The organism is Streptomyces sp. D2-8, from assembly GCF_023184515.1.
Classification (GTDB): domain Bacteria; phylum Actinomycetota; class Actinomycetes; order Streptomycetales; family Streptomycetaceae; genus Streptomyces.
In genome coordinates this window covers 1-17124 of the sequence record NZ_JAAHBP010000038.1, presented here as the reverse complement: position 1 = coordinate 17124, position 17124 = coordinate 1, and the positions used below count along the sequence as shown (strand labels likewise).

The 17124-nt window shown below is 72.0% G+C and carries 10 protein-coding genes; 9 read left to right on the top strand and 1 reads right to left on the bottom strand.

Annotation, left to right across the window (positions count from 1 at the left end; translation table 11 throughout):
- The first annotated feature begins 4 nt into the window (after positions 1-4).
- The 7 genes from G3I77_RS39315 (at position 5) to G3I77_RS39285 (ending at position 11994) form a co-directional block, all read left to right on the top strand.
- Positions 5-1786, top strand: coding sequence for an ABC transporter ATP-binding protein (locus G3I77_RS39315; RefSeq protein WP_248511993.1), 1782 nt, complete (start codon positions 5-7; stop codon positions 1784-1786).
- Positions 1783-3681: an ABC transporter ATP-binding protein gene (locus tag G3I77_RS39310; RefSeq protein ID WP_248511991.1), complete on the top strand. Its 1899-nt coding sequence runs from the start codon at positions 1783-1785 to the stop codon at positions 3679-3681. The genes G3I77_RS39315 and G3I77_RS39310 overlap by 4 nt, the downstream gene beginning before the upstream one ends.
- Positions 3682-3707: 26 nt before the next feature.
- Positions 3708-5522 carry an ABC transporter ATP-binding protein gene (locus tag G3I77_RS39305; RefSeq protein ID WP_248511989.1) on the top strand — a complete coding sequence of 605 codons (1815 nt, stop codon included), beginning with the start codon at positions 3708-3710 and terminating at the stop codon, positions 5520-5522.
- Entirely contained in the window at positions 5519-7291 is a 1773-nt protein-coding gene (locus tag G3I77_RS39300) for an ABC transporter ATP-binding protein (protein WP_248511987.1), read from the top strand. Before G3I77_RS39305 ends, G3I77_RS39300 begins: the two co-directional genes overlap by 4 nt.
- Positions 7292-7461: 170 nt before the next feature.
- Positions 7462-9522: a M4 family metallopeptidase gene (locus tag G3I77_RS39295; RefSeq protein WP_248511985.1), complete on the top strand. Its 2061-nt coding sequence runs from the start codon at positions 7462-7464 to the stop codon at positions 9520-9522.
- 234 nt (positions 9523-9756) lie between these two features.
- Positions 9757-11403, top strand: coding sequence for a M4 family metallopeptidase (locus G3I77_RS39290; RefSeq protein ID WP_248511983.1), 1647 nt, complete (start codon positions 9757-9759; stop codon positions 11401-11403).
- Between the two features lie 69 nt (positions 11404-11472).
- A complete protein-coding gene (locus G3I77_RS39285) occupies positions 11473-11994 on the top strand; it encodes a DUF1990 family protein (protein ID WP_248511980.1) in 522 nt (173 codons plus the stop codon).
- 76 nt (positions 11995-12070) lie between these two features.
- Here G3I77_RS39285 and G3I77_RS39280 read toward each other — a convergent pair whose 3' ends face one another.
- A complete protein-coding gene (locus G3I77_RS39280) occupies positions 12071-14689 on the bottom strand; it encodes a glycosyltransferase family 1 protein (protein WP_248511978.1) in 2619 nt (872 codons plus the stop codon).
- A 276-nt stretch (positions 14690-14965) separates the two neighbouring features.
- Between G3I77_RS39280 and G3I77_RS39275 the strand changes: the two genes are divergently transcribed.
- Both G3I77_RS39275 and G3I77_RS39270 read left to right on the top strand, forming a co-directional pair.
- Positions 14966-16168: a S8 family peptidase gene (locus G3I77_RS39275; RefSeq protein ID WP_248511976.1), complete on the top strand. Its 1203-nt coding sequence runs from the start codon at positions 14966-14968 to the stop codon at positions 16166-16168.
- 214 nt (positions 16169-16382) lie between these two features.
- A partial coding sequence (locus tag G3I77_RS39270; RefSeq protein WP_248511975.1) for a maltotransferase domain-containing protein occupies positions 16383-17124 on the top strand: 742 nt, incomplete at its 3' end.

Sequence of the window (17124 nt, the reverse complement as noted above, 5' to 3'; positions counted from 1 at the left end):
GCTGATGGCCACCACACCCGCCCCCGCCCAGGACCGTTCCGCCGTGCGCACGTTGCTGCGCCTGTGGCCGTACGTGCGGCCCGTGCGGGTGCGGCTGTTCAGTGCCGCGCTCGTCGCGATACTCGCCTCCTGCGCGGGCCTGGTGATCCCGCTCGTCCTGAAGTGGATGGTGGACGGGCCGATCGCCGGCCGGGACCCGGCGGGGGTGTGGCTCGGCGCGCTGTGTCTGCTGCTGCTCGGCTTCACGGAGGCCCTGCTGTTCGGGCTGCGGCGGTGGCTGGTGGCCCGTCCGCTCTCGCACGTCGAGGCGTCGATGCGGGCGGGTCTGTACCGGCACCTCCAGCGGCTGCCGGTGGCCTTCCACGACCGGTGGGCCTCCGGGCAGTTGCTGTCCCGGGCGATGACGGACCTGATGCTGCTCCGCATGTTCCTCGCCTTCCCGCTGACGTTCCTCCTGGTCAACGGGGTGACGATCCTCGTCGGCGTGGTCATCATGCTGCTCCAGGACTGGACCCTGGGGCTGGTCGTCCTCGGACCCGCCGTGCCCGTCATGGTCACCTGCGTGATCTTCGAGAAGCGCTACGCCAAGGTGGCCCGGCGCGCCCAGGACCAGGTCGGCGACCTGACCACGGTCGTCGAGGAGAGCGTGCTCGGCATCCGCATCATCAAGGGCTTCGGCCGCCACCGGAGCCAGGCGCGGGCCTTCCGGGACCTGTCGACGACGCTGCGCGGCACGGAACTGCGCAAGGCGCGGCTGCTGGCGACGATCTGGGGCGTCATCGTGACGCTGCCGGAGGTGGCGATCGGGGCGGCGCTGGTCGTGGGAGTGGTCCAGGTGGCCGACGGTGTCCTGTCCGCGGGGACACTGGTGGCGTTCCTGTCGACGGCGCTGGCGTTGCGGTGGCCGGTGGAGTCGATCGGGTTCCTGCTGGCGATGAGCCAGGAGGCGGCGACGGCGACGGAGCGGTACTTCGAGGTGATGGACGAGGAAGTGGAGGGGGCCACCGCCGCCCCGGGCACCGGCCCGGCGAAGGTCCGGGACAGGGGACTCCGCTTCCACGACGTCCGGTTCCGCTACCCCGACGCCCCGCCCGACGCCCCGCCCGTCCTCCAGCACATCGACCTGCACATCCGTCCGGGCGAGTCCATGGCCCTGGTCGGCGCCACCGGCAGCGGCAAGACCACCCTCACCGCCCTCATCCCCCGCCTGTACGAGCTGACCTCGGGCCGCATCACCCTCGACGGCGTCGACATCACGGACCTGTCGAGACGAGTGCTGCGCGCCAAGGTCGCCGTGGCCTTCGAGGAGCCCACGCTGTTCTCGGCCGCGGTCGGCGACAACGTTCTCATGGGGGCGAAGGACACCGCAGGCACCGCCGACCTGGAGCGTGCGCTCGCCGTCGCCCAGGCCGACTTCGTGCACGCCCTGCCCCGGGGGACGGACACCCAGGTGGGCGAACAGGGCCTCAGCCTCTCCGGTGGCCAGCGCCAGCGCCTCGCGCTCGCCCGGGCCGTCGTCGGGCAGCCGGAGTTCCTCGTCCTGGACGATCCGTTGTCGGCCCTGGACGTGCACACCGAGGCCGCCGTGGAGGCCGCCCTGCGGCAGGTCCTCGCGGACACCACCGCCCTGATCGTGGCGCACCGCCCGTCCACCGTGCTGCTCGCCGACCGCGTCGCCCTGCTGTCCGGCGGCCGGATCGCCGCGGTCGGCACCCACCACGAACTGCTGCGTACGAACGCCGAGTACGCGCATCTGATGTCAGGGGAAGAGGAGGGCGCACGATGACGGCGGCCACCGGCGCACCGGCCGACAGCCAACCCGACGACCGACTCGACGACCAACCCGACGACCGATCCGGCGACCGACTCGACGGGCGACCCACCGCCGCCGGCGACCTCTTCGACCAGGATCTCCTGCCCACACCGCCGGGCGCCACGGCAGCACTGCTGCGCTCCCTGCTCGCGCCCATGAAGGCCAGGGTCACGGTCACCACGCTCCTGCTGCTGCTCCAGCAGGCGGTCGTGCAGGCGGGCCCGCTGCTCGTGGCGTACGCCATCGACCGTGCCGTACCGGCGTTCCGGGCGCAGGACCACGGGCCGCTGATCGCGGTGGGCGTCGGCTATCTGGGGTGCGCGCTGGCCGCGGGCGGGCTGCAGTTCGCCTTCGTCGCCGCCGCGGCCCGGGTCAGCCAGGACGTGCTGCTCGATCTGCGCGGCCGGATCTTCCGCCACGCGCAGGCGCTGAGCGTCGACTTCCACGAGCGCTACACCTCCGGCCGGCTCATCTCACGCTCCACGACCGACGTGGAGTCGCTGCGCGAACTGCTGGACGAGGGCCTCCACGAGCTCGTGACGGTCATCCTGTCCTTCGTCTACATCTCGGTGATGCTGCTCTGGCTCGACCTGGGCCTCGGGGGTGTGGCGGTGGCGTCCCTGGTCCCGCTCTACGCGCTCGTGCGGTGGTACCAGCGGCGGGCCGGCCGGGTGTACCGGGCGCGGTCGACCGCCATCGCGGCCGTCATCGTCAAGTTCGTCGAGACGATGAACGGCATCCGCCCGGTGCGCGCCTTCCGCCGCGAGGCCGCCAACGACGCGGACTTCGGCGTGCTCAACCGGCGGCACGAACGGGTCAACGGCGACGCGCTGCTGGAGATGGCCCGCTACGTCACCGGCTCGCGGCTGGTCGCCAACACGGCGGTCGCGGCGATCGTGCTGTGGGGCGCCCACCGGGTCGCGGACGGCACGCTGGCCCTCGGTGTGCTGGCGGCGGCCGTGCTGTACCTGCGGCGGCTGTACGACCCCATCGACCGGCTCGGGATGTTCCTGAACTCCTACCAGTCGGCGGCGGCCTCCCTGGAGAAGATCGCCGGCCTGCTCGCCCAGACCCCGTCGGTCCCCGAGCCGGCCACTCCCCGGCAGCTCCCGCCGCTCGAGAGCGAGCACCCCGGCCGCCAAGTGGTCTTCGACGGCGTCCGCTTCGGCTACCGCACCGGCGGCGAGGTGCTGCCCACGTTCGACCTCACCCTCCCGGCGGGGCAGACGGTCGCGGTCGTGGGCTCCACGGGCGCCGGCAAGTCGACGCTGGCCAAGCTGCTGGCCCGGTTCTACGACCCCTCGGGCGGCCGGGTGCTGCTGGACGGCGTCGATCTGCGCGACCTGGCCGTGCCCGAGCTGCGGCGCGGGGTGGTCATGGTGACGCAGGAGTCGTTCCTGTTCTCCGGCACGGTCGCCGACAACATCGCGATCGGCCGCCCGGACGCCACCCGCGAGGAGATGGAGCAGGCGGCGAAGGAGATCGGCGCACACGACTTCATCAGCGCCCTGCCCGACGGCTACGACACCGACGTCCGCAAGCGGGGCGGCCGCATCTCCGCCGGGCAGCGGCAACTGGTGGCGTTCGCACGGGCGCTGCTGGCCGACCCGGCGGTGCTCATCCTCGACGAGGCGACCAGCTCGCTGGACATCCCCGGGGAGCGTGCGGTGCAGCGGGCCATGACGACGGTGCTGAAGGGCCGTACGGCCGTGGTCATCGCGCACCGGCTGTCGACCGTCGAGATCGCGGACCGGGTCCTGGTGATGGAGCACGGCCGGATCGTGGAGGACGGCGAACCGGCCGAACTCATCGCGGGCACGGGCAGGTTCGCGGACCTGCACCGGGCCTGGCGGGACAGTCTGGCGTAGGACGGCGGCGGCATGAAGGCGGGCGGATGATCGACGCGTACGAGGACCCCGGCACACCCGACCACCGCGGCGGTGCCCGCTACCTGTGGTGGCTGGTCACCCGGCAGCCCGGGCGGTGTGCCGCGGGGGCGATGTTCGGCAGCGTGTGGATGGTGCTGCTGGCGGCGACGCCGTATCTGATGTCCCGGGCGATCGACGACGGCCTGGGGCCCGGCGACATGAGCGCGCTGGCGCTCTGGAGCGGCGCGCTGTTCGCGGTGGGCGCCTTCAACGCCTGGCTGGGCATCATGCGCCACCGCATCATGACCCGGGTCCGGATGGACGCCAACTTCCGCACGGTGAAGGTCGTCGTCGGCCAGGCCGTCCGGCTCGGCTCCTCGCTGTCGCGGCAGATGGGCGCGGGTGAGGTCGTCACGATCGGCGTGGGTGACGTCCAGACGATCAGCCAGTCCCTGACGGTCGTCGGCCCCGGCGTGGGCGCGGTCGTGGCCTACCTGGTGGTCGCCGCCCTGCTGATCTCGGTCTCGCCGCTGCTCGCCGCGGTCGTCCTGCTCGGCATCCCGGTCATCGTCCTGCTGGTCGGCCCGCTGCTCGGCCGCCTTCAGGGCTCGGAGGCGGAGTACCGCGAACGCCAGGGCGTCCTGACGGCCCGCATCGGCGACCTCGCCGGCGGCCTGCGGGTCCTCGCCGGTCTGGGCGGCAAGGGCCTGGTCTCGGACGCCTTCCGCCGGGACTCCCAGCGGCTTCGTGAACAGGGCTACCGGGTCGGCGCGGTGACCAGCTGGGTCCAGGCCCTCGGCATCGGTCTGCCGACCCTGTTCCTGGCGGTGGTGACCTGGCTCGCGGCCCGCCTGGCCGCGCGGGGCCACATCACCGTGGGCGAGCTGGTGTCCGTCTACGGCTATGTGGCGGTCCTGGTGGGCCCGGTCGCCTTCTGGGTCGAGTGCGGCTACCAGATCAGCCGCGGTCTGGTGTGCGCCCGGCGGGTCGTGCGCTTCCTGCGCCTGGAGCCGATGACCGACACCGGCACCCGGGACGCCCCGTCCGAGCCCTCGGTGCTGTACGACCCCGAGTCGGGCGTACGGATCCGGCCGGGCCGCCTGACGGCGCTGGTGGCGGAACACCCCGCCGATGCCACGGCGGTGGCGGACCGTCTGGCCCGCTACACCCCGTCGAGCGCCACGTGGGGCGGCACCCGCCTGGACGAGATCGCCCTGAGCCAGGTCAGGGCCCGCATCCTGCTGGCGGACCACGAGGCGGACCTGTTCGCAGGCTCGCTGGACCAGATGATCGGCGCTCGGGGCACGCCTCCAAGGGGCGCGGGGCCGTCTCCCTGTGCGGCTCCGCCGCGGGGCGCGAACCACCACGACGCACCCGCGGACGCCGCACCACAGAACCCGGCAACCCAGAAGGCGCTGCATACAGCCGCGGCCGAAGACATCGTCCAAGGCCTCCCCGATGGCCTGAACACGCCGATGACCGCCCAGGCCCGCAACCTCTCCGGCGGCCAGCGCCAGCGCATCCGCCTGGCCAGAGCCCTTCTCGCCGACCCGGAGGTCCTGCTCACCGTCGAGCCCACCTCGGCCCTGGACGCCCACACGGAAGCCACGGTCGCGGCCCGGCTCGGCACGGCACGACAGGGCCGCACCACGGTCGTCACCACCACCTCCCCCCTGGTCCTCGACCACACGGACACCGTCCACTTCCTGAAGGACGGCAAGGTCGTCGCCACCGGCACCCACCACGAACTCCTCGACGCCGTCCCCGGCTACCGGGCCGTCGTCGCAAGGGACACCGAGGAAACCGAGAACATCGAGGAGCCCGAGGAGGCCCTGGGATGACCCGCACCCACCTCCCCGTCGCCGCACGGCAGGACGTCCGACGCGCGATGCTGGACCTCGTACGGGCGGACACCCGGGCCTTCGGCACGGTCCTCGGTCTCAACGCCCTGGCCGCCCTGGCCGGTCTGGCGGGACCGTGGCTGCTCGGCCTGATGATCGACCACGTCCGGGCAGGCCACGGCGTCGCAGCCGTGGACCGGCTCGCCCTCGCCCTCCTCCTGTGCGCCCTCGCCCAGTTGTTCCTGGCCCGCTGGGCCCGCTACGTGGGCCACCGCTTCGGCGAACGCACCCTCGCCCGTGTGCGGGAGAGGTTCGTGGACCGCGCCCTCGCCCTGCCCGCGTCGGTCGTGGAGCGCGCCGGCACGGGCGACCTCACCGCCCGCGGCACCTCGGACGTCACCACCGTCGGCACCACCCTGCGCGACGCCGGCCCGATCCTCCTCATCAACCTCGTCCAGTGCCTGTTCCTGGTCGGCGCGGTGTTCCTCCTGGACCCTCTGCTGGGCGCCCTCGGCGTGCTCGGACTGACACCGATCTGGCTGGCGTTGCGCTGGTACCTGCGCCGGGCCCGGGACGGCTATCTCGCCGAGGGCGCGGCCACCTCCGACGTCGCGGAGATCCTCGCGGCGACCGCGTCCGGCGCCCGCACGGTCGAGGCGTTCCGCCTCGAAAGGGAGCGCACGACCGCGAGCCGGGACGCCCTGGAGACATCCCGCCGGACCCGCTTCCACACGCTCTACCTGCGCAGTGTGTTCTTCCCGGCCGTGGAGGTGTCGTACATCCTCCCCGTGGCGGGGGTGCTGGTGATCGGCGGCGGGCTGCACTCCTCGGGCGCGATGAGTCTCGGGGCGGTGGTGGCGGCGGCCCTGTATCTGCACCAGCTGAGCGGCCCGCTGGACGAGATCCTGATGCGGGTCGAGCAACTGCAGAGCAGTGGCGCCTCGTTCGCCCGGGTGGAGGGACTGGCCCGGGCGCCGCGCGCCGCCGGTGAGGGCGAGGCTCCGGATCCGGACGGTGACCGGATCGATGTCCTCGGGGTGCGCTACGCGTACGACGGGGGCGTCGAGGTGCTGCGCGGCGTCGATCTGACGGTGCGTCCCGGGGAGCGGCTGGCCATGGTCGGGCCGTCCGGCGCCGGCAAGACCACGCTGAGCCGGCTGATGGCGGGCATCGACGCGCCGACCGCCGGCTCGGTGACGGTCGGTGGTGTGCCGGTCGTCGGGCTGGGGCCGGAGCGGCTGCGCCGCCAGGTCGTCCTGGTCACGCAGGAGCACCACGTGTTCCTGGGCTCGGTCCGCGACAACCTGCGGATCGCCGAACCCTCCGCCGGGGACCAGGAGTTGTGGGACGCGCTGGCGGTGGTCGGCGCCGACGTCTGGGTGCGCAAGCTCCCGCAGGGGCTGGACACCCGGCTGGGCCAGGGCGGTTGCCGTACCGACGGCTCGCAGGCCCAGCAACTCGCCCTGGCGCGGGTGGTGCTGGCGGACCCGCACACACTGATCCTCGACGAGGCGACCGCGCTGCTCGACCCGACGACCGCCCGGCACACCGAGCGGGCCCTGGCCGCGGTCCTCGAAGGGCGCACGGTCATCGCCGTCGCGCACCGGCTGCACACCGCGCACGACGCCGACCGGGTGGCGGTGATGGAGGACGGCCGGCTGACCGAACTCGGCACGCACGACGAGCTGGTGGCGGCCGGCGGGGCCTACGCGGCGCTGTGGCACTCCTGGCACGGTGACCTGCCAGAGGACGGCGAAGCGTCCGTATAGCGAACATGAACTTCCGGACAACGAACCGTTTCCGGCCATAATTTTGACGCGGTCCTGACAGAAAGCGCAGTCCCCTGCCACGCTTCCCACGACTGCTCCACAGGAACCCCACAGCAACACCTCCACCTCCCCAGGCCGGGCGATCCCCGGTCCCGCAGAAGGAGTCAGTGTTGAGAAGCAGTTCCTCACGAAGAGGCACCTCCCACAGACGCACTCCCCACACCACCCGCCGCACCGCGGCCGTGGCCCTCGCCGGCGTCGCCGCGCTGATCGCCGCCGCCGTCCAGAGCGGCACCGCCGTCGCAGCCCCGGAGAAGGCACCGTCGGCCGCGAGCAAGGCGAACCCCGGCTCGGAGCTGGTCAAGCTCACCCCCGCCCAGCGCGCCGCACTGATCCGCGACGCCGAGGCCGCCAAGACCGAGACCGCCAAGGACCTCGGCCTCGGCACCAAGGAGAAGCTGGTCGTCCGCGACGCCCTGAAGGACCGCGACGGCACCGTGCACACGCGCTACGAGCGCACCTACGACGGCCTGCCGGTCCTCGGCGGCGACCTGGTCGTGGAGAGCACGAAGGCGGACGCCACCGCGGCCGTCGTGAAGGCCACCCGGGCCGCCATCAAGCCGGCCACGACGAAGACCGCGGTGCCCGCCGCGAAGGCCCGGCAGCAGGCCCTGACCGCCGGGAAGGCCGAGGAGGCCAAGAACCCCGGCATCAACCGCGAGCCCCGCAAGGTGATCTGGGCCGCGAACGGCAAGCCGGTCGTGGCCTACGAGACGGTCGTCGGCGGTTTCCAGCACGACGGCACCCCGCAGGAACTGCACGTCGTCACCGACGCCACCACCGGCGAGAAGCTCTACGAGTGGGAGGCGATCGAGACCGGCACCGGCAACACCGTGTACTCCGGCACGGTCGACCTCACCACCACCCAGTCCGGGTCGACGTACAACCTCACCGACGGCGCCCGCGGCAACCACAAGACGTACAACCTCAACCGCGGCACCTCCGGCACCGGCACCCTGTTCTCCGGCCCGGACGACGTCTGGGGTAACGGCACCCCGTCCAACCTGGAGTCCGCAGGTGCCGACGCGCACTACGGTGCCGCCCTGACCTGGGACTACTACAAGAACGTGCACGGCCGCTCCGGCATCCGCGGCGACGGCGTGGGCGCGTACTCCCGGGTCCACTACGGCAACAACTACGTCAACGCCTTCTGGTCGGACAGCTGCTTCTGCATGACCTACGGCGACGGCTCGGGCAACGCGAACCCGCTGACGTCGATCGACGTGGCCGCGCACGAGATGACCCACGGGCTCACCTCGAACACCGCCGGCCTCAACTACAGCGGCGAGTCCGGCGGTCTGAACGAGGCGACCTCCGACATCTTCGGCGCGACCGTCGAGTTCTACGCGAACAACTCCTCCGACGTCGGTGACTACCTCATCGGCGAGGAGATCGACATCAACGGCGACGGCACGCCGCTGCGCTACATGGACAAGCCCAGCAAGGACGGCGCGTCCAAGGACAGCTGGTACTCGGGCATCGGCTCCATCGACGTGCACTACTCGTCCGGCCCGGCGAACCACTTCTTCTACCTGCTGAGCGAGGGCAGCGGCACCAAGACCATCAACGGTGTCACGTACAACTCGTCCACCTCGGACGGCCTTCCGGTCACCGGCATCGGCCGGGACAAGGCGGAGAAGATCTGGTTCCGCGCGCTCACCACGAAGTTCACCTCGACCACCAACTACGCGGGCGCCCGTACCGGCACCCTCGCGGCCACCGGTGAGCTCTACGGCACGGACAGCGCCGAGTACAAGGCGGTCCAGCACGCGTGGGCGGGCATCAACGTCGGCACCCGCCCCGGCGACGGAGGCGGCGGAGGCACGTCCTTCGAGAACACCGCCGACGTGGCGATCCCGGACCGGGGCGCCGCGGTCACCTCGTCGGTCACCGTCTCCGGACGGACGGGCAACGCGCCGTCCAACCTCCAGGTCGCGGTGAACATCGTCCACACCTACATCGGTGACCTCAAGGTGGAGCTGGTCGCCCCCGACGGTACGGCGTACACGCTGAAGGGGTACGGCACCGGCGGCAGCGCGGACAACATCGACACCACCTACACGGTGAACGCGTCCTCCGAAGTGGCCAACGGCGTCTGGAAGCTGCGCGTGCAGGACAACGCGGCCATCGACACCGGCTACATCAACAGCTGGAAGCTGACCTTTCCGTAGGTCCGTAGGTCCGTCGGCCCGTGGGCCCGTAGGCCCGTAGGCCCTCAAGTCAGGGCGCCGCCCCGGTGGGTTCGAATCCCCCGGGGCGGCGTCCGTTTCACATGCCCTCGCGCACATCTCGTCGTCGATTTCCGGCCAACATCACGCCCACTCCTGACATGTACGCGTCTCGACTGCCACTCTTCCCCCACGCCGCACAGCACCGCAGCACTTCCCCCACACCGAGGAGCTTGTGTGTCCACCTCTGTCTACGCGCGTCAAAAGCGCGCCACGCTGGCCATCGCCACCGCCGTCGCCGCCGGTGCCCTGCTCACCACCGGCCTGACCTCCGGCAGCAGCGTCGCCGCGGACTCCGCGAGCAAGCCGGCCCTGGCCGCCGCCCCCGTGCTGCTCTCCGCGCCGGCCCGCACGGCGCTCATCAAGGAGCAGCAGGCGGACGCCACGCGGACCGCCGACGAGATAGGCCTCGGCGCCCAGGAGAAGCTGGTCGTCAAGGACGTCGTGAAGGACGCCGACGGTTCGGTCCACACCCGCTACGAGCGCACCTACGCGGGCCTGCCGGTCCTCGGCGGCGACCTCGTGGTGCACGAGTCGAAGTCCGGTGCGGCCAAGGGCGTCACCAGAGCCACCGAGGCGGCCCTGAAGGTCGCCTCGCTCACCCCCGCGGTCACCGCCGCCAAGGCGGAGAAGCAGGCCGTGACCCTCGCCAAGGCGGCCGGCTCGGCCAAGACCGAGGCGAGCTCCGCTCCCCGCAAGGTGATCTGGGCGGCGAACGGCAAGCCCGTCCTCGCCTACGAGACCGTCGTCGGCGGCCTCCAGGAGGACGGCACGCCGAACGAGCTGCACGTCGTCACCGACGCCGCCACCGGCAAGAAGCTCTACGAGTACCAGGGCATCGAGACCGGCACCGGCAACACCACCTACAGCGGCCAGGTCACCCTCGGCACCACCCAGTCCGGGTCGTCCTACAACCTGACGGACGCCACGCGCGGCGGCCACAAGACGTACAACCTCAACCGCGGCACCTCCGGCACCGGCACCCTCTTCTCCGGCTCCGACGACGTCTGGGGCACCGGCAACCCGTCCAACGCGGAGACCGCGGCCGCCGACGCCCACTACGGCGCCCAGATCACCTGGGACTTCTACAAGAGCACCTTCGGGCGCAGCGGCATCCGCAACGACGGCAAGGCCGCCTACTCGCGCGTCCACTACGGCAACAACTACGTCAACGCCTTCTGGTCGGACAGCTGCTTCTGCATGACCTACGGCGACGGCTCGGGCAACACCAACCCGCTGACCTCGCTCGACGTGGCCGCGCACGAGATGAGCCACGGGCTCACCTCGAACACCGCCGGCCTCAACTACAGCGGCGAGTCCGGCGGTCTGAACGAGGCCACCAGTGACATCTTCGGCGCGGGCGCAGAGTTCTTCGCCAACAACTCCTCCGACGTCGGTGACTACCTCATCGGCGAGGAGATCGACATCCACGGCGACGGCAGCCCGCTGCGCTACATGGACAAGCCCAGCAAGGACGGCTCGTCCAAGGACAGCTGGTCCTCCAGCCTCGGCGGGCTGGACGTCCACTACTCCTCCGGCCCCGCCAACCACTTCTTCTACCTGCTGTCCGAGGGCAGCGGCTCGAAGACGATCAACGGCGTGACCTACAACTCGCCCACCTCCAACGGCTCCACGGTCACCGGCATCGGCCGCACCAAGGCGCTGCAGATCTGGTACAAGGCGCTGACGACGTACATGACGTCGACGACCAAGTACGCGCAGGCCCGCACGGCGACGCTGAACGCGGCCTCGGCGCTGTACGGCGCGTCCAGCACCGAGTACAAGGCGGTCGCGTCCGCCTGGTCGGCCGTCAACGTCGGCTGACCGAAGCACGACCCATGGGCGGTACCCGGAGCGAAGGCAGGTCCGGGTACCGCCCTACTCTTGGTGACCATGTCTTCGGAAGACTTCACCTACGCCGATGTCGGCGCCACCCGTGACGAGGGCTTCTGCCCGCCGGGCTTCCACGCCATGAACGTACGCACCCGCCTCGGCGAGGGCGAGGAGGTCTTCCGCCGGGCGTCGGAGGCCGTCCTCACCTGGGAGATGCACCGCGCGATGGGCGTCGGCCTGGACGCGAGCGCGGAACGAGCCGCCCCGGGCGTCGACGTCACCGTCACCCTCGCCGGCATGATCAAGGCCCCCTGCCGCGTGGTCTGGACGGTCGAGGAACCCCGCCGCGCCGGCTGGGCCTACGGCACCCTGACCGGCCACCCCGAGTCCGGCGAGGAGTCCTTCGTGGTCGACCGCACGGGCGACGGCACGGTCTGGCTGACGGTGAACGCGTTCAGCCGCGCGGCCAAGTGGTACGCGAGGGCCGGCGGCCCGGCGACCCGGGGCATCCAGCACGCCTATGCGCGTCGGTGCGGCGCCGTCCTGCGGAACTTGTCGACGCAGGGTGGTGAGTCCGCTTAAGGTGCGCGGGGCCGTATCGATATGCGGCTCCGCCACGTGGGCGCGCTCAGCCCCCGCGCACCCGCGGACGGCGACCTCACCTCATCAACAACCCCGCAGCCTCCACCAGCTCCTCGGAAGGCCCGGCCACCAGCCCCAGCTCCGCGCTGGAAGCCAAAAGCCGATGCGCGGGAAGAATCCGCACCGTGTACCCGAAAGGCCCGGTGCGATCCAGCGACAAGGGCCCTTCATACACCCAGCGCCCGTCCTGGTCAGGCACACCCACCGGCTTCAGGGGAACGACCGTCGCGTCACCGATCCGGTCCTCCTCGTCCACCCGCCCCGAGACCACCTGCACCTCGACGTCGTCCGGTCCGAGGTCCCCGAGCCCGACCCGCACGCGCAACGCGAGTGTCGTGCCGAGTTCCGCCAGGGCCGCCGAGGCCGACGTCTCGACGTGGTCGACCGTGACCCCCGGCCAGGCCGCCCGCACCCGCCCCTTCCACTCGGCGAGCTCACGCGCCGAGTCCGGCTCCAGCGAGCGGTGGGCGAGTGCCGCCGGTGCGTAGAGCCGCTCGACGTACTCGCGGACCATCCGCCCCGCCAGCACCTTCGGACCGAGCAGGCTCAGCGTGTGCCGGACCATCTCGATCCACCGGTCGGGCAGCCCGCTCTGCCCGCGGTCGTAGAAGCGGGGCGTCACCCGCTGCTCCAGCAGGTCGTACAGCGCCGCGGCCTCTATGTCGTCGCGGTGGTCCGGGTCGGTCCCGGCACCGTCCGCGGTGGGGATGGCCCAGCCGAAGTCCGGCTGGAACCACTCGTCCCACCACCCGTCGAGGACGGACAGATTGAGACAGCCGTTGAGCGCGGCCTTCATGCCGGACGTGCCGCAGGCCTCCAGCGGCCTGAGCGGGTTGTTCAGCCAGATGTCACAGCCCGGGTAGAGCTTCTGCGCCATCCCTATGCCGTAGTCCGGCAGGAACACGATCCGGTGGCGCACCCGTGGATCGTCCGTGAACCGCACCAGTTCCTGCACCAGCCGCTTCCCGCCGTCGTCCGCGGGATGTGCCTTGCCCGCCACGACGATCTGGACCGGCCGCTCGGGGTGCAGCAGCAGATCCATCAGCCGGTCCCGGTCGCGCAGCATCAGCGTCAGGCGCTTGTACGACGGGACGCGCCGGGCGAAGCCGATGGTGAGGACGTCCGGGTCGAGCACCCCGTCGACCCAGCCCAGTTCGGCCGTATGGGCGCCGCGCTGCCGCCAGGAGGCCCGCAGCCGCTCGCGCACCTCGGTCACGAGCTGCTCGCGCAGCACCCGCCGCAGGTCGAAGATGTCCTGGTCGGGGATGTCGGCGACCGCGTCCCAGCGGTCCGAGCCGCCGACGGTCAGGGCGTCCTCGGCGCGCTGGGTGCCGATCTGCCGGGCGCCGAGCCGGAACACCTCGGGGGCGACCCAGGTGGGGGCGTGCACCCCGTTGGTCACGGACGTGATCGGTACCTCGTCGGCGTCGAAGCCGGGCCACAGGCCGGAGAACATCTCCCGGCTGACGTTGCCGTGCAGCAGGGAGACCCCGTTGGCGCGCTGGGCGAGGCGCAGGCCCATCACGGCCATGTTGAAGAGGTTGGGCTCCCCGCCGGGGTAGGTCTCCATGCCGAGCCTGAGGACGCGCTCGACGTCGATGCGGGGCAGCTCGGCGTCGGGGCCGAAGTGGCGGGCGACCAGCTCGCGGTCGAAGCGGTCGATGCCGGCCGGGACGGGGGTGTGGGTGGTGAAGACGGTCCCGGCGCGGACCGACTCCAGCGCGGAGTCGAAGTCCAGCCCCGCGGCGCAGAGTTCGGCGATGCGCTCCAGCCCGAGGAACCCGGCGTGCCCCTCGTTGGTGTGGAACACCTCCGGCTCGGGGTGGCTGGTCAGGCGGCAGTACGTCCGTACCGCCCGGACCCCTCCTATGCCGAGGAGCATCTCCTGGAGCAGCCGGTGTTCGCTGCCGCCGCCGTAGAGCCGGTCGGTCACGCCGCGCTCGCCGAGGTCGTTCTCCTCGACGTCGGAGTCCAGCATCAGCAGCGGGACCCGGCCGACCTGCGCCAGCCAGATCCGGGCGCGCAGCTGCTTGCCGCCGGGCAGGGCGAGGGCGACCTGGGCGGGTGTGCCGTCGGGCTCCTCGAGCTGGACGACGGGCAGCTCGTTCGGGTCGAGGACGGGGTAGTGCTCCTGCTGCCAGCCGTCGCGGGACAGGGTCTGGCGGAAGTAGCCGTGCCGGTAGAGCAGGCCGACGCCGATCAGCGGGACGCCGAGGTCGCTGGCCGCCTTGAGGTGGTCGCCGGCCAGGATGCCGAGGCCGCCGGAGTACTGGGGCAGGGCGGCCGTGATGCCGAACTCGGGTGAGAAGTAGGCGATGGCGGCGGGCAGTTCCTCGGGCTGGGTCTGGTACCAGCGGTCGCCGGTCGTGTAGTCGTGCAGATCGCCCGCGACCGCGGCGAGGCGGCGCAGGAACGGCTGGTCTCCGGCCAGCTCCGCCAGCCGTGCGGGCGGCACGCTGCCGAGCAGCCGGACGGGGTCGCCGCCCGAGGCGGCCCACCGCTCGGGGTCGACGGACCGGAACAGGTCACGGGTCTCCGCGTGCCACGACCAGCGCAGGTTGCGGGCCAGATCACTGAGGGGCCGGAGGGGGTCGGGGAGAACGGGTCGGACGGTGAATCGACGGATCGCCTTCACGGGTTCCACCTCGGCGCGTTCGCTGGATTTCGCAGGGCTTCGACGACGTCTCCTACGACAGTACCGGCGTCGGTGCCCCCGCCGCTGAGGCTCCGCGAGCCGCCCCCCGATCGGCCTGAACAGCACCATCCGCGGATATGGCCGATTCCGCCCCCATAGGCGTCCTTGTGGTGCTTCACGCGCCACGAGAGGCTGCCTCTGGCGTACCGGCCCGCGCCCGCCGCACGCGGCGCCGCGCGGCAGCCGTACGCCGCCTCGAGGAGGGGAACTCGGACCATGGCTCGGACGCGTGAGCGGCGTCTGCGCTGGACGGGGGGCCTGGCCGCGGCGATCTGCGCCGCGGCGTTTTCGGCCATCACCCTGCCCGCGCACGCCGTACCGGAGGGGCGGATACTCGGCGCCGGATCACCCGGCTCCGTGCACGGAAGTTACCTGGTGACACTGAAGGAGGGCACCGGAGCCCGGTCGGCGGCCGGAACGGGCCTCGCCGGACAGTACGGAGTGGAGATCAGCCACACCTACGGCACGGTCCTGAACGGCTACGCGGTCCGGGCGGACGCGAGACGGGCCGGGCGGCTGGCCGCCGATCCGCGGGTCGCCTCGGTCGTCCAGGACACTCGCGTACGGCTCGACGGCACCCAGCGGCACCCGCCGTCCTGGGGGCTGGACCGCGTCGACCAGCCGAAGCCGCCGCTGGACCGGAGCTACACCTGGCCCCGGTCGGCCGGGGCGGGGGTGACGGTGTACGTGATCGACACCGGCGCCCGGACGACTCACGAGGACTTCGCCGGCCGGGCGGGCCACGGCTGGGACTTCGTCGGGAACGACAGGGTCGCCTCGGACGCCAACGGCCACGGCACGCATGTCGCCGGCACGGCCGCCGGGACGGCCCACGGCGTCGCCAAGAAGGCCCGGATCGTCTCCGTGCGCGTCCTCGACGCCGCGGGCGGGGGCACCACGGCCCGGGTGATCGCCGGGATCGACTGGGTGACCCGGCACGCGAAGAAGCCCGCGGTCGCCAACCTCAGCCTGGGCGGCCCGCGCAACAACCGGCTGGACGCCGCCGTCCGGGCCTCCATCGCCTCCGGCGTCACCTACACGGTCGCCGCGGGCAACGACGGCAGGCAGGCCGGCCTGTACTCACCGGGCAGTGTCAAGCAGGCCGTCACGGTCGGCGCGACCGGCCGGGGGGATAGGAAACCGGCCTTCTCCAACCACGGTCCGGCCCTCGATCTGTTCGCTCCGGGCGTCGGTATCACCTCCGCGTCCGCCGCGAGCGACACCGCGCGGGCGACCTATTCGGGTACCTCGATGGCGTCTCCGCATGCCGCGGGCGCCGCCGCGCTCTTTCTGGCGGATCATCCGAAAGCGACTCCGGCCCAGGTCGGGAGGGCCTTGACCGCCGGAGCGGCGACCGGGAAGGTCTCCGGCCGGGGCATCGGTTCGCCGGACAAATTACTGCGGGTGCCGCGCGGGTAGGGCGAAGGAGCAGCCACGCCAGGGGCCGGCCTCGTCCGTCGCGGACGAGGCCGGTCTTGTGTGTCGACATACGCGTGAGTAGTTAACAAAGTGCCGGATTGCCCACCCGAATAGGGTGGGAAGGCTCCTGCGGGTACCCCTCTCAGGAGCACCACGCAGGACCCACCTCCCCACAGACATCCGCCTACCCACGTTGACGCGGACAGGAGCGGTCATGCCCGCCAAGCACCATTCGCCAGCACCCCCCAACCGCCGCACCACCGGGGCGCGCGCGCCCGGCGGCGAAGCACGCCCCGCGCGCCCGGCCGACACCGGTCCACCGGCGTCGCCACCACCACCCGTGAGCGAGGCGACCGCCGTCGGGCGCATACCCGTACTGGATGTCCGCCCGGTCGTCCAGCAGGGACGCCGGCCGGCGAAGGCCGTCACCGGCGAGACCTTCGAGATCTCGGCGACTGTTTTCCGGGAGGGGCACGACGCGGTCGCCGCCAACGCGGTCCTGAAGGACCCCGAGGGCCGCCCCGGCCCGTGGACGCCGATGCGGGAGCTGGCCCCGGGGACGGACCGGTGGGGCGCGACGGTCACCGCCGGGGAACCCGGCCTGTGGACGTTCACCGTCGAGGCATGGGGGGACCCGGTCGGTACCTGGCGCCATCACGCCGAGATCAAGATCCCGGCGGGCATGGACACGGACCTCGTCCTGGAGGAGGGCGCGCGTCTGTACGAGCGGGCGGCCGCCGGCGTGCCCGAGGAGGAGGGACTGCGCGACGTGATCCTCACCGCCGTCGACGCCCTGCGGGACGAGGGCCGTCCCGCGGCGTCTCGTCTGGCGGCGGCGCTGACGCCGGAGGTGGACGAGGTCCTGGAGCGGCATCCGCTGCGGGACCTGGTCACCAGCAGTGAGCCCCTGCCGCTGCTCGTGGAGCGGGAGCGGGCGCTGTACGGCTCGTGGTACG

Excerpts from the sequence above, each read along its gene's own strand:
- G3I77_RS39315 (WP_248511993.1), top strand. The coding sequence starts at position 5 with ATGGCCACCACACCCGCCCCCGCCCAGGACCGTTCCGCCGTGCGCACG.
- G3I77_RS39310 (WP_248511991.1), top strand. The coding sequence starts at position 1,783 with ATGACGGCGGCCACCGGCGCACCGGCCGACAGCCAACCCGACGACCGA.
- G3I77_RS39305 (WP_248511989.1), top strand. The coding sequence starts at position 3,708 with ATGATCGACGCGTACGAGGACCCCGGCACACCCGACCACCGCGGCGGT.
- G3I77_RS39300 (WP_248511987.1), top strand. The coding sequence starts at position 5,519 with ATGACCCGCACCCACCTCCCCGTCGCCGCACGGCAGGACGTCCGACGC.
- G3I77_RS39285 (WP_248511980.1), top strand. The coding sequence starts at position 11,473 with ATGTCTTCGGAAGACTTCACCTACGCCGATGTCGGCGCCACCCGTGAC.
- G3I77_RS39275 (WP_248511976.1), top strand. The coding sequence starts at position 14,966 with ATGGCTCGGACGCGTGAGCGGCGTCTGCGCTGGACGGGGGGCCTGGCC.